Source organism: Anaerophaga thermohalophila str. Valhall (assembly GCF_000250735.1).
Classification (GTDB): domain Bacteria; phylum Bacteroidota; class Bacteroidia; order Bacteroidales; family Marinilabiliaceae; genus Anaerophaga; species Anaerophaga thermohalophila_A.
In genome coordinates this window covers 1-15,807 of the sequence record NZ_AHZV01000141.1, presented here as the reverse complement: position 1 = coordinate 15,807, position 15,807 = coordinate 1, and the positions used below count along the sequence as shown (strand labels likewise).

Annotated in this window: 12 protein-coding genes; 6 read left to right on the top strand and 6 right to left on the bottom strand. The window is 40.9% G+C overall.

Going from position 1 to position 15,807, the window contains the following annotated elements:
* Positions 1-230 precede the first annotated feature (230 nt).
* The 3 genes from OQ5_RS0107485 to gcvT form a co-directional block, all read right to left on the bottom strand.
* Positions 231-1,223 (bottom strand): glycosyltransferase, encoded by a 993-nt coding sequence (locus OQ5_RS0107485; protein WP_016776891.1) that lies wholly within the window; start codon positions 1,221-1,223, stop codon positions 231-233.
* Between the two features lie 15 nt (positions 1,224-1,238).
* The gene (locus tag OQ5_RS0107480; protein ID WP_016776890.1) at positions 1,239-1,976 is read right to left on the bottom strand and encodes a 2-phosphosulfolactate phosphatase; all 738 of its coding nucleotides are present in this window, start codon (positions 1,974-1,976) and stop codon (positions 1,239-1,241) included.
* A 622-nt stretch (positions 1,977-2,598) separates the two neighbouring features.
* Positions 2,599-3,690, bottom strand: a complete 1,092-nt coding sequence (gene gcvT / locus OQ5_RS0107475; protein WP_016776889.1) for a glycine cleavage system aminomethyltransferase GcvT — start codon at positions 3,688-3,690, stop codon at positions 2,599-2,601.
* A gap of 229 nt (positions 3,691-3,919) precedes the next feature.
* On the opposite strand from gcvT, the gene OQ5_RS0107470 reads away from it, so the two are divergent.
* Both OQ5_RS0107470 and OQ5_RS0107465 read left to right on the top strand, forming a co-directional pair.
* Positions 3,920-4,396, top strand: coding sequence for an Hpt domain-containing protein (locus tag OQ5_RS0107470; RefSeq protein WP_016776888.1), 477 nt, complete (start codon positions 3,920-3,922; stop codon positions 4,394-4,396).
* Complete coding sequence (locus tag OQ5_RS0107465; RefSeq protein ID WP_016776887.1) at positions 4,396-4,716, top strand: STAS domain-containing protein; 321 nt, start codon at positions 4,396-4,398, stop codon at positions 4,714-4,716. Before OQ5_RS0107470 ends, OQ5_RS0107465 begins: the two co-directional genes overlap by 1 nt.
* A 402-nt stretch (positions 4,717-5,118) precedes the next feature.
* Here the strand turns inward: OQ5_RS0107465 and clpB are convergent, their stop codons facing one another.
* Positions 5,119-7,704 carry an ATP-dependent chaperone ClpB gene (gene clpB / locus OQ5_RS0107460; protein WP_016776886.1) on the bottom strand — a complete coding sequence of 862 codons (2,586 nt, stop codon included), beginning with the start codon at positions 7,702-7,704 and terminating at the stop codon, positions 5,119-5,121.
* Between the two features lie 367 nt (positions 7,705-8,071).
* Here clpB and OQ5_RS0107455 point away from each other — a divergent pair, with 367 nt between their 5' ends.
* The 4 genes from OQ5_RS0107455 to OQ5_RS0107440 all read left to right on the top strand — a co-directional run bounded on the left by OQ5_RS0107455 (position 8,072) and on the right by OQ5_RS0107440 (position 14,427).
* Positions 8,072-8,632 carry a PepSY-associated TM helix domain-containing protein gene (locus OQ5_RS0107455; protein ID WP_016776885.1) on the top strand — a complete coding sequence of 187 codons (561 nt, stop codon included), beginning with the start codon at positions 8,072-8,074 and terminating at the stop codon, positions 8,630-8,632.
* A 6-nt stretch (positions 8,633-8,638) separates the two neighbouring features.
* Positions 8,639-10,549, top strand: coding sequence for a hypothetical protein (locus OQ5_RS0107450; protein WP_016776884.1), 1,911 nt, complete (start codon positions 8,639-8,641; stop codon positions 10,547-10,549).
* A gap of 197 nt (positions 10,550-10,746) precedes the next feature.
* The gene (locus tag OQ5_RS0107445; RefSeq protein ID WP_016776883.1) at positions 10,747-11,196 is read left to right on the top strand and encodes a hypothetical protein; all 450 of its coding nucleotides are present in this window, start codon (positions 10,747-10,749) and stop codon (positions 11,194-11,196) included.
* 153 nt (positions 11,197-11,349) lie between these two features.
* Positions 11,350-14,427: an ATP-binding cassette domain-containing protein gene (locus OQ5_RS0107440; RefSeq protein WP_016776882.1), complete on the top strand. Its 3,078-nt coding sequence runs from the start codon at positions 11,350-11,352 to the stop codon at positions 14,425-14,427.
* Positions 14,428-14,600: 173 nt separating this feature from the next.
* On the opposite strand, the gene OQ5_RS0107435 is transcribed toward OQ5_RS0107440, so the two are convergent.
* Positions 14,601-14,981: a DUF1987 domain-containing protein gene (locus OQ5_RS0107435; RefSeq protein WP_016776881.1), complete on the bottom strand. Its 381-nt coding sequence runs from the start codon at positions 14,979-14,981 to the stop codon at positions 14,601-14,603.
* 18 nt (positions 14,982-14,999) lie between these two features.
* Complete coding sequence (locus tag OQ5_RS0107430; protein ID WP_016776880.1) at positions 15,000-15,563, bottom strand: SiaB family protein kinase; 564 nt, start codon at positions 15,561-15,563, stop codon at positions 15,000-15,002.
* Between the last annotated feature and the right edge of the window lie 244 nt (positions 15,564-15,807).

Below are 15,807 nucleotides of genomic sequence, written 5' to 3'. Positions count from 1 at the left end.
CAAGCCTTGCAACTGGCACTTTCTGAACAGACACACATATTGTAAAAATTTTTTGCGAGTTTATAGACACGCACTATTTATAGGGTCGGATGCAACTCGCGCTTTTATACATGTTCTTTTGTAGCAGATTTCTTTGTAAACAAAGCAGCACAGCCGAAAGAGAAATCAAAGCTCTATGCTCGTTTCATTAATTCTATTTCATTTTAGTCGCTCAGAATAGAGAAAAATGTTTACTCATAAAAATTTTTCTCAAACGCGGTGTATTCCTTTCTCTTAAAAAGTCTTCTTTTAACAAAGGCACTGAGAAATCCCAAACCATAGCCTAACAACTGTATAAAAGCAGCAGGAACTGCAAGGAAAGCAGGTTTTAGCTGTTTGAGAGAGAAAAGTGCATCGAAGAAAAAAAGCAAAAGCGGAACCAATATGAAAAAAAGAAGAAAAGGAAAAAATGCGGAAAGAAGCAGGGTGAGTGAAAAACCAACGACAAAAAATGAAGGAAGGATGTGTACAATTTTGGTAGTACCGGGGTGTCGTTCTTCCAGATTAATTCTTGCAATACCGGAATTAAAAACCTGTTTGAAAAACGAGCGGAAATTATTACGCCGCTTGTGCCATATCCAGGCATCGCTTAGCAGCGCAGTTTTGTAGCCGGCCTCAAGCAGACGCATACTAAAATCCAGGTCTTCTCCGAAACGCATATTCGTAAATCCTTTAATCGCCTGAAATACTTCATTTCTGACACCCAGGTTAAAGCTGCGCGGATAAAATTTGTCGGCCTTTTCTTTACCTCCCCTGATTCCGCCGGTAGTCACCACACTACTCATTGCATGTCCGATGGCTTTTTGAATGGCATTAAAATCAGAATGCGGACGATCCGGCCCGCCAAAGCAGTCAAAATCAGCATCTTTAACAGAAGAGGCAATCTTCTCAGTATAACCGGGAGGAAGCAGGCAATCCGAATCCAGAAAAACCAGCCATTGACCAATCGCCTCGGCAGCACCTGTATTTCGGGCAGGACCAGGGCCGGTATTCTCCTGAAGAATGTAGCGGATGGGCAACTCTTCAGCCCAGTCGTCAACGATGCTCTGTGACGACAGGGTGGATCCGTCCTCTACTATTATGATCTCAAAATCTTTTAGTTTCTGATGGGAGAATGATTCCAGCAATTCGTCGATCTCCCGCGGTCTGTTAAATACAGGTATAATGAACGAAAATAATGGCATTGACGACTGTTTTGTTCAAATATAGGAAATCTTCCCGACAGTTTCACCCACCAGCAAATTTCCTTTTAAAACAGGCACAATATTCGTTTGGTCAGGCATGTGACAAAACTCAATAACATCATCCAGACCGTTTTTAGCAAGACGCTGTTTTTGAGCAGCTTTTAAAATGTACCGATAGACATCGGGTTGTGCTGATTTCCAAAGATCAAGCGAAGCATGCACAGAATCGCAAATGGTGGAAAATTCACCTGAATCCAGCAATTTTTTGGACAAAGCACCTGCAAAAAGTGAATCTTCAAGACTGAATTTATTTTTCCAGGCAGCACAAAGAATCACTACATCCCGCCCTTTCATGAGTAACCATTGCGAGAGTGCCGATAAATTAAGATACGAACCAATGGCCACTGCATGCGCTGGAGCAGCTTTATGTATTGCACTGGTTCCATTGGTCGTGCTGTAAACAATATCGTGCTGTTGCACGCGATCAGGAGTGAAATTAAAAGGTGAATTCCCGAAATCTGCAAAATCCAAAACCAATCCATCACGTTCGGCAGCCACCAGGTGTCCCTTAGTCTTCCACTCGCGCGCCTCTTCCAGACTTCCGACAGGAATAATATGCCGAGCTCCGTTCATAAAGGCTGTACAAATAGCAGAAGTTGCTCTTAAAATATCAACGACAACCACTACTGCATCAGAATGATGAAACAGTTCGTACAACGCAGGGGAAAAACAAACCTCCAGATTATGCTTCATTAATTAAGAGATTAACAGATTATTAGATTTTTAAATTGTTAGGGTGGAGGGTTCAGGGGACCCCTAAATCCCTAAAAGGGAACTTTTAGTCCGGAGCACTCTTTTTAAATTTGTATTAAGTCCTGATTGCTGAACCTTGTCCTTAACCTCAATTTGATTGGTTGCTGGGTGCAGGGTGCTGGGTGCTGGTTGCTGGGTGCAGGGTGCTGGGTGCTGGTTGCTGGGTGCTTGTTCGCTCGGCTCCGCCGCTTGTCTTGTAAGAATTCGTCAATTGGTTCATTGGTTAATTGGTTCATTGGTTAATTGATAATTGATAACTGGTCATTGATAATTGGTCATTGATAATTGGTCATTGAAAAATCTGTGTTCATCTGTGAAATCTGTGGTGCACTCTCTACCTCAACCTCAACCTCAGCCTTAACCTAAACTTCGGCCTCAGCCTTAATCTGCTAATTAGTGCGTGTCTATAAACTCGCAAATAATTTTTACAATCTGAGTGTCTGTTCAGAAAGTGCCAGTTGCAAGGCTTGCGAAGCCGCCAAAAAAGGAGTTTACTTTTCGTAAATGAGTATTTTGGCGGCGAGTGTAACACAGCAAATGGTACTTTATGGACAGACACTAATTATTTCAGATTAACAAAAGGAGTTTTCACCACCCTGGCTTTCAAATCCCGATTTCGTATTCTTATGAAAATCTCAGTATCCACTTCCCAAAAGCCTTTTTTCAGGTACCCCATACCAATACCCTTTTTTAACATAGGTGACATGGTTCCCGAAGTTACTTCTCCGATAATATTTCCTGAACGATCCACTATTTCATAATCTTTACGGGGTATCCCTCTGTCCTCGAGAACAAAACCTTTCAGACGCTTTTGAACGCCCTCCTTCTTTTGCTTTTCAAGAATCGGCCTGGAAATAAAATCATTGCCATCCACAAACTTAGTTATCCAACCCAATCCGGCTTCAATAGGAGACGTGGAATCATTAAGATCATTGCCATATAAGGCAAGTCCCGCTTCCAGTCGAAGCGTATCCCGTGCACCGAGTCCTGCCGGCAGCATACCTTTGTCTGCACCTTCATTCATCAGTGCTTCCCAAACTTTTGGCGCATCCTCATTATAAATATATAGTTCGAACCCGCCTGAACCGGTATATCCGGTATTTGAAATAATGACGTTTTCAATTCCGGCAAAATCACCTACTTTAAAAGCATAGAAGGGGATTGATGCCAGATCGACAGAGGTCAGCGGTTGCATAATTTCGACCGCCACGGGCCCCTGAACCGCAATCAAAGAAATCCGGTTGCTTGCATTCTCCAATTCGGCTCCGGCTCGATTGTTTTCATTACACCATTCCCAGTCTTTTTGAATGTTTGCTGCGTTAACAACCAGCATGTACTTTTCTTCTTCATAATGATAAACGATCAGATCATCAACAATTCCGCCGTTTTTATTAGGCATACAGGAATATTGAGCTTTTCCGACAGGTAGTCCTGCAACATTATTAGAGGTGATGTATTGAACAAAATCAAAGGCTCCGGGTCCTTTAACCCAGAATTCTCCCATATGAGAAACATCAAACATTCCGGCTGCTTTCCGAACAGCCATGTGCTCATTTGTAATACCTGTATACTCAACAGGCATTTCAAATCCGGCAAATGGCACCATTTTGGCTCCTAATTGCTTGTGAATTTCATTTAGAGGCGTCTTTTGCATCTTGAAAAATATTTTTGGCAAAGTTACTCCGGATAGCCCGGAAAACAAAAACTTTGGCAGGATGTAACGTCAAAGAATAAACTATCAATGCAAATTTATATGAAAAAAAGAGAGGAAAAGAATGATAATTATTTGTAAATTTACGTTATTAGCATCAAGGCCATATTGTATTTCTCATTCTATTTTTATTAAATTTGGGCATTCAAGCCTGTCAAAAAACGTTTGCACTATGCCAAACCAATATGAATGTATCAATTTAAGTTATCTTGAAAGCATTGCCCAGGGAGATAAAGACATTATTGAGGAACTAATCACAATTTTCTTAGACCAGATACCGGAATTTACAGAAGGACTGGAAAAAAGTTTTAAAGATAAACGGTGGCTCGACGTTGCAGCTATTGCACATAAGGCAAAATCATCGGTTATCTCGATGGGAATGGAAGAACTTGGCAACCGAGACCTCAAAAACCTGGAGCTGGTCGCCAAGGAACTACATATCAAGGACATCAGGAGCAAAGACAATCCGGAAACCATAGAAGAACGGGAAGCAGAGCAACTGGAAAAAAATCTTCAGGGGTATGACAAAGAACGCCAGAACTGGATTAAGGCCAATGCTTCACCGGAAACGGTAGCTTCCATTATTGATAAATTCAATACAACCATTAAAAAAGCAGAAGAAGAACTCAAATCAGAAATTAAGAAATAATGGATACACGACTCAAAGTAACCCGTCAAAACAATATGCTAATTGGCACTCTTGAAGATACCGACAGGCTGAATGCAACAATTGCCCCGGAGGTAAAAGCTCAGCTTAACAGTAATTTAAACAAGACGGAGGTAAATTTTATTCTGAATCTTCAAAAAATAAAATTTATCGACAGTACTGGAATAGGAGTGTTAATCTCTGCCTTAAAAACTGCACGCCAAAATAACGGTAATTTTTATCTCTCCAACGTGAACAAAGAGGTTATGGATTTATTATCGTTAATGAAACTTGACAAGGTTTTTGACTTCTACGAAGGATAATCAGTTGTCAGACTTTTATTTGAAAACACATTACCAAAATACAACACTTATGACGCGGATATGGCGGATTAAAGCGGAGATTATCCGCTAAAATCCGTTTCATCTGTCTCATCCGCATGTCATTAATTAGTGCATATCTATAAATTCACAAAAATATTTTCACAATATATGTGTCTGTTCAGAAAGTGCCAGTTGCAAGGCTTGCAAAGTCCGAAAATATAGAGTTTACTCATCGTAAATGAGTAATTTTCGGACGAGCGTAACGCAGCAAATGGTACTTTATGAACAGACAGTAAATTTTAAAGTTTCGAATTCATTCTTTCTTCTTTTCAGACAACCTCTTCTTTCATAATCCGGTACTACAACCTCTTACACTTTGTCAAATTTCCAACCCGTTTAATTTTAATTTCTGAATACAAGGTTTTCTCCATCAAAATCGACCAAAATGGGCTTTTCTTTGTCCACCTCATCGGCCAGCAATTTCTTCGACAGATCGTTCAGGACAAATCTTTGCATAGCCCTTTTGATGGGTCTTGCTCCAAAAAGGGGGTCAAATCCCACATCGGCCAGATGATCAACGGCTCTATCGCTGATACTGATTTCAACACCCTGCGTTTTTAACAATTTAGCAACCTGGGTAAACTGCAATTTAACAATCTCCCTGATTTCGTCCCTGGTCAGAGGCCTGAACATTATAATATCGTCGATCCGGTTCAGAAACTCAGGCCGAATCGTTTGTTTCAACAGCGACATCACTTCATTGCGGGTCTTTTCGGCCACCTCATCGGTGAACCCGTCCTTCCCGGCTTCTTCGTAGTTTTTCTGAATAAGGTGCGACCCCACGTTAGACGTCATTATGATGATCGTATTTTTAAAATCAGCATGCCGACCTTTATTATCGGTCAATCGTCCGTCATCAAGTACCTGTAACAGGATATTGAAAACATCGGGATGGGCTTTCTCAATTTCATCGAGCAACACCACGGAATAAGGTTTCCGGCGGACTGCTTCGGTCAACTGTCCACCTTCCTCATAACCCACATATCCGGGGGGCGCTCCAATCAGTCTTGAGACGGAATGCCGTTCCTGGTATTCAGACATATCAATCCGTGTCATCAGGTCTTCATCGTCGAACAGGAACTCTGCCAAAGCTCTGGCAAGCTCGGTTTTTCCAACCCCTGTCATTCCGAGGAAAATAAACGAACCAATAGGTCGTTTGGCATCCTGCAATCCGGCACGGCTGCGTCGCACAGCATCCGAAACCGCGGCAATGGCTTCGTCCTGTCCAATTACCCGTTTGTGCAACTCATCCTCAAGTTTCAATAACTTCTGACGTTCGCTCTGCAGCATACGTGTTACCGGAATACCTGTCCACCGGCTCACAATTTGTGCTACATCCTCAGCATCCACTTCCTCTTTGATCATTGCGTTTTCGGACTGCCGTTCGGCCAGTTCTTTCTGCAGTTTTTCAATAGCCTCGTTGGCTTCTTTAATACGTCCGTAACGCAGCTCTGCAACTTTTTCATAAAGTCCTTCCCGTTCAGCCCTTTCTGCTTCGAATTTATATTGTTCTATCTGTTCCTTCTTCTTCTGAATCCGGTCAATAATATCTCTTTCTTCTTCCCAGCGAGCACGTAAGGAATCTCTTTCGCCTTTAAGCTCTGATATTGTTTTACTCAGCTCTTCTACTTTTTTCTTGTCACCTTCGCGGCGAATAGCTTCTCTTTCAATCTCGAGTTGCTTTATCCGGCGTTCAATTTCGTCAATTTCCTCCGGTACCGAATTCATTTCGATCCGTAATTTCGATGCAGCCTCATCGATAAGATCAATGGCTTTGTCAGGCAGGAACCTGTCGGTAATATACCGCTTCGAAAGCTCTGCTGCGGCAATGATGGCTTCATCGCGTATCCGCACTTTATGGTGGGTTTCGTAACGTTCTTTCAGCCCGCGAAGGATGGATATCGCCGAAGCCAGATCAGGCTCGTCGACCATTACAATCTGGAAACGACGCTCAAGTGCCTTATCCTTCTCAAAATATTTCTGATACTCACCCAGAGTGGTAGCACCAATGGCTCTTAATTCACCCCGCGCAAGAGCAGGTTTAAGAATATTTGCCGCATCCATAGCGCCTTCACTTTTCCCGGCTCCCACAAGAGTATGTATCTCATCAATGAACATTATGATTTCGCCATCACTGCTCACCACCTCTTTCACTACGGCCTTTAAACGCTCTTCGAACTCCCCTTTATATTTAGCTCCCGCAATAAGAGCTCCCATATCGAGCGAAAAAATACGCTTACTCTTCAGGTTTTCAGGAACATCACCATTGATAATCCGGTGCGCCAGTCCTTCGGCAATAGCCGTTTTACCTACTCCGGGCTCTCCGATTAAAATAGGGTTGTTTTTAGTCCGGCGCGACAGTATCTGTAGAATTCTTCTGATTTCATCGTCACGGCCAATCACGGGATCCAGCTTGCCGGTACGGGCCATCTCGTTCAAATCTATGGCAAATCGTCCCAAAGCATTGTAAGTATCTTCGGCCGACTGGCTATCAACTTTACTTCCCTTGCGCAACTCTTCTATGGCCTGTTTGAGTCCTTTCTCAGTAACACCGGCATCTTTAAGCATTTTAGAAACCTGATCGCTGCTTTTCAAAATTCCCATCAGCAAGTGTTCGATGCTGGTGAACTGATCGCCCATTTCCCTGGCAAAGTTAATGGCTTTCTGAAGGCTGTCGTTGGCATCACGGCTTAGATACGGCTCTCCTCCGCTTACTTTGGGATACGACTCTATCATCTTATTCAACACCGGTAACACCTGACCGGCTCCCATTTTATTAAACAGGAAACGGGTCACGTTTTCTTCGGTCTCAAATATTCCCTTCAGCAAGTGACCGTTTTCGATGGCCTGATGCTGATAACCTGTAGCAATTTGAAAGGCCTGTTGGATTGCTTCCTGGGCTTTTATGGTGAATTGGTTTAGATTCATGGTTATTCGTTTTTTTTTGTTTAAAGTATTACTTCAAGGTTCCTGCCATAAACTTCATACTGCTAAATTGACCGTTTTTTAATGCCATAATATGTCATTTTTTCAGCCCGATATACTCAAAAGGTTCATTCTTCCTGCCATTTTATCTTTCTACCCTTCTACCACTTCCAGATTCAGCGCCCTCTGGAAGGGTTCAACCCCCTGTTCTCTGCTCCATGCTCCACCCCCTCTGCTCTCTGCTCCGGCAACTGACTATTGACTAAAAACTACTGACTGAATTACTTATTTCCAACAATGCAACGCACTGCATAGTATCAGACAAAAAATATGTATTTTAGCAACGACCCGGAAATAACAAAATATCACTATGCAATTTAACTGGCGCAAAATTAATCGTGTAATTCACCGTGATCTGGGCTATTTCTTTACAGGCATGGTTATCATTTACGGTCTTTCGGGAATAGCTCTGAACCATATTGACGACTGGAATCCGAACTATACCATTGAAGTTCAGGAGAAAAGGATATCCCTTCCAGAAAATTTTGATGAAAACAACCAGGCATCTGTTCTGGCTATTCTTGAACAATGCAGAGTTAATCAAGATTATAAAAATCATTATTCTCCTTCTCCGGGAAGGATAAAAATTTTTCTGGAAGAAGGAAGTTCGGTTACGGTAGATACAACAACAGGAATTGCAAATATTGAAATCATCCGAAAAAGACCGGTTTTTTATGAAGTCAACTTTTTACATTACAATCCCGGCAAACTTTGGACCTGGTTTTCGGATATTTTTGCACTTTCGTTAATGATACTTGCCATCACGGGTCTTTTTATCCTCAAAGGGAAAAACGGAATCCGTGGAAGGGGCGCCTGGTTGTCCATAGCAGGAGTTCTGATTTCAATCGCATTTTTGGTAATATACCTTTGACAACAGATGATTGCATATACCGGCCATCTTAACATTTTTCGCAGACGGTCTGAAAAAAGGATACGTCTTGTAGTAATGTTGTTGCTTTACTTTTCCTTTTTATGCAATGGCCAGACAACGGATACGACCATAATCATAAGAAATGACACGGTTATCAGCCTGATAAAGCCCGGGAACTTAGAGATAGAAAAAGTTCCGGAAGGAAAAAAACTGGAAGAAATACTGAGGGATTATTCTGAAAAAAATTTTTTCTCGCGCAAGTTACACGAATGGCTTGTTAAAAGCAGTTTAGACAGTATCAATACAACATCTCAAAATGAAAATAATCTTCAATTTTCAGGAAAAAGAATTGCCCATATCGACATCAGAAACATTCCCCCCCTCGGTGGTTCGGTAAACGATACAACAATAGTTTCCGATTCATGGCAGGTAAAAATAGGTAATAAGCTAAGATTCGAAACAGTTCCGCAAATTGTTTTAAAAACTCTGACTTTTGAGGCAGGACAAAGTCTTAGCGAGGCAGACATTGCAGATAGTGAACGGCTGTTGCGTTCCCTTTCGTTTATTAACGACGCTAAGATTGTTGTCTGGCCTTATGCTGGCAACAATGACTCGGTAAATATTAGTGTATACATACAAGACCGGTATCCCCATGCTGTATCCATAGGACTGAAAAACCAGCAACCTTCGGTATCGCTCATCAACAAAAACCTTTTTGGCCGCGGTATCTCTTTGTCGCACACTATTGTAACGCCAACCACCGATAACAGGGACTGGGGTTTCAGAGAAACATTCGAAACAGAGAATTTCCTTGGCGAATACATCAACTTTGAGCTTGACTATTCGCATATAAAAAATTTGCAAGTTATTTCGGGTAATCTGGAAAAGAACTTTGTGCTGCCTGAAATAAAATATGCCGGTGGTATTACGGTCAACCGTTCTTATGTAAATCCCCGGCTAAATGATTATCCTTCTATTGAATGGGAGCCGCCTCTTGATTACAGAAGACAGAATTACTGGCTTGGACGTTCATTTTTGTTTGGAGAATACAATCATCCGTTGCGATCCAATTTTTACATAACAACCCGCTTTCTCGACTTAAAACTTTTTGATCAGGCTGAGAATCATGAGTTTCTTCCCGACGGAAAGTTTTATTTCGGAGGTCTTTCTTTTTCGAAAAGAGGCTACTATAAAAACAATCTCATTTATTCTTTCGGGCGGACAGAAGATGTCCCCTATGGTTTTCTTACTTCTTTTAATTACGGATATCAACAGGACGATGGCTCAACCCGTCACTACCTGAATTTTCACCATTCTATGGGGAAAGCGCTTATCCCATCAAAAGGCTATGTTTATCTCAGTGCCGACATAGGCTCCTTCTTCAGGGCCGGCTCCCCCGAACAAGGACATCTCAAACTTGTCGGAGAGTACATTACCCCCCTGATAAAAGTAAGAAACAGCGAACTCAGAAATTTCTTTGAAATCCAATATGTAAACGGGCTTAAACGGTTTCCCGGAGAGTATTTGTTTCTTGATGAAGACGTGAATGGTTTGCATCGTTTCGATTACAGCGAATCAATAAAAGGTACAGAAAAAATAGTTTTAAAGACAGAGCAGGTATTCTTTACGAACATAGAACCGCTGGGATTCAAATTTGCAGCATTTACATTTTTCGATACTGCTTTTCTCAAAGAGAGTTCGAAAAGTCTGTTTAATAACACACCATATTTCAGTTTTGGAGGTGGCTTGCGCATAAGAAACGACAACCTGGTCTTCAACACTCTGCAGATAAGACTGGCCATTATGCCCAGAGTTCCCTCCGGAGAATTCCCTTTAAGCCTCCGGATCACCGGCGAAACAACACGAGATTTTAAAGATTTTGTGCCTCACCAACCAGGATCACCTGTATTTTACTAAAATTTATTTTCTAAAATAAAAACCTCACAATCAACATTTTAAATATCAAAAGTTCATTATTCCAACCAGGCATTCGATATCTCAAAAACCTACAAAGTGATTATTTTTTAGATATTTATCGAAATATTCTGTTTTTTTGAATATCTTTGACTAAAGACAAAAATAAGGGCCAATTTTCAACAAAGAATTAGTGCGATATGATATCCGGAAAAACCATACCATTTTTACTTTTTGTTGTGACCGCCGGCATGTTCGCATTGGCGTTCAGCCAGCCATCGAACCAAAAGGACATCTACGCCGACTGTATGGAACAAATCGACAATGGATTTATTTACAACAGTCAACCTATGAAAGCGCTTCTTACCGGTACGGAAGTAGCCGAATTCAGAGCCACTCTGTTCGAAGGTAATATCTACCGGATTGCTACCTGCTCACCTACAAATAAAAAAATTTGGTTCTCAATCTATGATACCAATAATAATTTATTGTTTTCCACCACCCAGTATGATTACTCATCGTGCTGGGATTTCAAAATGGAGGGTAACATGGAATGCAAGATTGAAGCAGGTCTGATGCCGGGAAGCGGAAGCTCGGGCATGGCAGTGCTCCTTATCGGATTTAAAAATCTTAGACCATCTGCCTTTTAACTGAATAAACCAGATATGAGTCAATTGTCTGTTTTATTGCACAATCTGTGGATTTTTCTGAAAAAAATATCAACAACAAAAAATTTTGACAATCAGCGGTCGAAACAAGACACTAATAATTTTCAGAAAAACCTCAAACATTGAAAATACCGCATGAGTGAAGGTATTTTAAAAGCATTGATGCAATTATTTGCCCTGGTGGCTGCGCCCGATCAGGATGCCGCCTCCCGTCGTAAAGTTGTGCGAAATTATCTTTCGCTCCACCTTAATAATCAGCTCATTGAGGAATACCTGGTTCTGTTCGACCAACATCGGCAAACTTACAGGCAGAAACTTAAAGAAAAAACACGCATACCCAAACTATATGCCGCCAGCTCGGTAAGAGTACTCCGAATAGCCACCGCCATAAATGAAGAGCTGACCCATTATCAGAAAACCATTGTTATCATTCAGCTTCTCGAGTTTTTAAATTCGGGAGAAGGCGGTGTTTCTGAAATGGAAAATGAATTTGCCGACACTGTTGCCGAAACCTTCAATATTCAGGCAGAAGAGTATGAAGCCATCAAAAATTTCATAGCAAATCTGGTTCCCCAAAAAAACAAAGACATATTAATAATCGGGGGCAGCAGAGAAAGACGGCAGGAAGAGAGATATATCTTCAGGGAATTTTTAAACACTGAAATTTATGTTCTCAACATCAGATCGGTATCTCTTTTTCTGGTTAAATCGAACGAAAGCACCGAGCTTACTATAAACGGGCAGGTTCTGATCCCCCACCGGATACAATTTTTACGTCCCGGCGGATCGATACGATACATGCATGGAACACCTGTCACTTTCAGCGATATTGCCACCCATTTTAATTACAGTGCCAACAAAACACCCATTGTTTTTGATGTAAGAGATATTTCCTTCAGTTTCAACAAGAGACGTGAAGCGGGTTTGCATCCAATGAGCTTCACCAGCCATTCCGGTCAGCTCGTAGGCATTATGGGAGATTCAGGTGCCGGAAAAAGCACCCTGATAAATGTGCTCACAGGCATTTATCTACCCTCATCGGGTGAAATATTACTTAATGGAATTGACCTGCATTTATTCCCCGAAAAGCTCAAAGGACTCATCGGATATGTATCGCAGGACGACCTTTTGATTGAAGACCTTACCGTGTATCAGAATTTGTTCTATAGTACCAAACTCTGTTTCGATCACCTGAACAGCCATGAAATAAAAGAAAAAGTAGATCATCTTTTAGGGTCGCTCGGATTGTACGAAATCAGAAATATGAAAGTTGGTTCTCCGTTGAATAAGAAAATAAGCGGCGGACAAAGAAAGCGACTTAACATAGCACTGGAACTGATAAGGGAACCTTCTGTCCTTTTTCTTGATGAGCCGACTTCAGGCCTGTCATCCCGCGACTCTGAAAACATAATGGACCTTCTGAAAGATCTTGCAGTAAAAGGGAAACTAATATTTGTAGTAATCCACCAGCCATCATCAGAAATATTCAAAATGTTCAACCAGTTGCTGGTGCTTGACACAGGTGGTTACTTAATATACCATGGTGATCCGGTAGGTGCCATCAACTACTTTAAGTCGTGCATCAACCATGCTAACCGTGATGAGAGTGAATGCCCTGTATGCGGAAATGTCAATCCCGAACAGATTCTAAATATAGTTAACTCACATGTTCTGGATGAATATGGTGCGCCAACACCTGTAAGGAAAATTGCCCCCGACGAATGGTTTGATACCTTTAAAAAAGTACACCCTTCGACAAGAAAAAGGGAGGAGAAGAGATTGCCTCTGCCCGAGATAAATTTTCAAATACCCGACAGATTAGGGCAATTAAAAATATTTTTCACAAGAGATTTGAAATCCAAGCTGGCCAACCTCCAATACATATTTATCAATCTTTTAGAAATGCCCGCACTTGCTTTGGTACTTGCAGGATTGCTATATTATTTTCAGGCAGGAGAAAACAGCAGTAATCAATACTATTTTTATAACAATCCAAACATTATTACATACATTATTATTGCTGTAATAATAGCCATTTTTGTGGGACTGACCGTAAGTGCCGAAGAAATTATCAACGACAAAAAAATATTAAGGCGCGAGGCATTCCTTAATTTGAGCCGGTTCAGCTATTTGTTATCAAAAGTCGGAATCCTGGCCATCTTATCAGCTATTCAGGTGGCCTTATTTGTCTGGATAGGAAACAGCATTCTTCAGATAAAAGATATGTTTTTAGATTATTGGATCATACTTTTTACATCTGCGGTTTTTGCTAACCTCCTCGGACTCATTATATCCGACACACTTAAAAAGACCGTTAACATTTACATTTTAATTCCATTCCTGATCATTCCACAGCTGATCCTGAGCGGCGTTTTTGTCTCCTACGACCGCCTCAACCCCAATTTCTCGTCGGTATCAGACATACCGTGGTATGGCGAATTAATTACTGCCCGCTGGTCTTTCGAAGCCCTGGCTGTGAATCAATTTAAGAACAATAACTACATGAAAGAGTTTTTTCTTTACGAAAAGCTGAAAAGCAATGCTACTTACAGAAAAGATTACTGGTATCCGGCTATGAAGGCAGAACTGATGAAGACGGCGTCAACAAGTGATAGCCAGGTTTTGAAAAACAATGTGGCACTGATTAATAATGAATTCAGCAAAATAGCAGAAAAATTGCCCTCCAGACCAGAATTTGAAGATATTCGAACATTCAAATACACTCCCCAAAAAGAAAAGTCAGAAAAAGCGAGTCAACATCTGGAAAGAATAAAAAATTTTTACATAGGACTATACAATGAGGCCGACAGACGCCATGAAGAACATCGACGTGCCCTGATGCGGGAGCACCCCGAATCTGGTCGGTTTTATCTGACCCAACTCAGGAATCACTACCACAACGAAGGTCTTGAAAGATTTGTAAGAGGTACAGACGATTTTTTCTCCAGGAGAATAATCCGACACAATAACCGCTTCGTCCAGAAATTTGATCCTGTCTATAAAGAGCCAAAACATAAATTCATCAAGGCTCATTTTCTTGCTCCATTCAAGAGAGTCGGGAATCTTCAAATCGAAACGTACCGGATTGATTTAATCGTTCTGTGGGCCATGAACTTTATACTGTTTATTCTGCTGTATAACAAAACTTTAAAGAAGCTGTTATCAAAGGGAAAGAATCATTTAAGAGTTAAAAAGCCCCTGGTAGAACAATGATTTGATGGTTCATACACTTACCAGCTTATTATGAGATTAAAAATAAAACCACAGGAAAGTTATTCCTGTGGAACTCTGTTAATACATTCTTTAGAACAAAATTAGTTGAAGTTATTGGGGAATGAACCACGTTCCGGGCAAACAGCACTCGTTTCATTAATATACCGGAATGATCACTCTTCCATTTCAATCATTTTGAATGGTAAATTGATAATCGACTGGTAATCTTCACCAGCCTCAAACATGTCTTCATCGTCTTCCTCGTAATACCAATTCACCTGAACCTTATAGCCCTTTTTGAACAATAATTCCAGCTTTTTAAAAATATCAAGGATGCACTTAGATGAAGAGGTATTAAAATATTCAAGCTGAATATTAAATACCGTGCTATCTTTTGGAGAATTCCCGTATTCATCGATCCAGTCAATAAGCGGCTTATAAAACTCAACAGAATTTTCGGGAATCGAGCGCCCTTTGATCTCGACAAACCCCTTTTCTCCATCCAACCTGACATAGGGAGTTTTTGGTGTGTCTTCGCGAATAATTGTTTCCATAATGGCAATTATATCTTTTTAACTTATATAGACATCTAATGAAAAAAACACATGTTCTCCATCGTAAGGATACAAAAAATATTCTAGTTTATTGCCTGTTTTCCTGACAATATCCAACATTCCGAGACCGCCACCTCCTTTTTCGGAGAGCGCTTCATTTCCAAGAATATCACGATACAGCAAACGCACCTCCTGATCAGAGAGCGAATTAAGCTGCTCAATGCGGTCTTTGATAAAATTGACTTTGGAACGCAAAATAAAATTACCGGTTGTAACCCGGTAAAAAGACCCGTCGTGTACCAAAATAACTATTCCAAAATTGGGAGACCCACCTGCCGAGAGGCCGGCTGGTGGTGCATCAACATGATGATAGAGGTTTTGCATGCATTCTACGAAAACATTGTAGACCTTCTTACGTGTCTGTAGTCTTTCGTCTTTAAGCTGAGGATTTTTTTCAACAGACTCTAAAGCATGGGTAATCATTTCAGGGGAAATACTTCCTGCATATTTCAGAATAACATCTCCCTGAAGTTTATGAGCATACCACTCTTCAAGATTAAAACCCATTTTAGTGTCTATCATTGATCCATCGCAAATATAAAAATTTATTAAATTTTTAATGGTATTATCCTTTCCGAAGTTTAATCAAATCTGTTCAAAAAACCTTGGTAATCACACCTGTTTTTGGTTAAAACAACAATTTTCATGGCCAAAATTAGAAAAAATAAGATAAATGAGTCTGGCCCCAATAAGTCTCCTTGTTGTCAAAAGGGGTGTTAGAAAAAGTTTTTAACGCCTTATCCTGCTTTATTCATAAGTTTTCGTC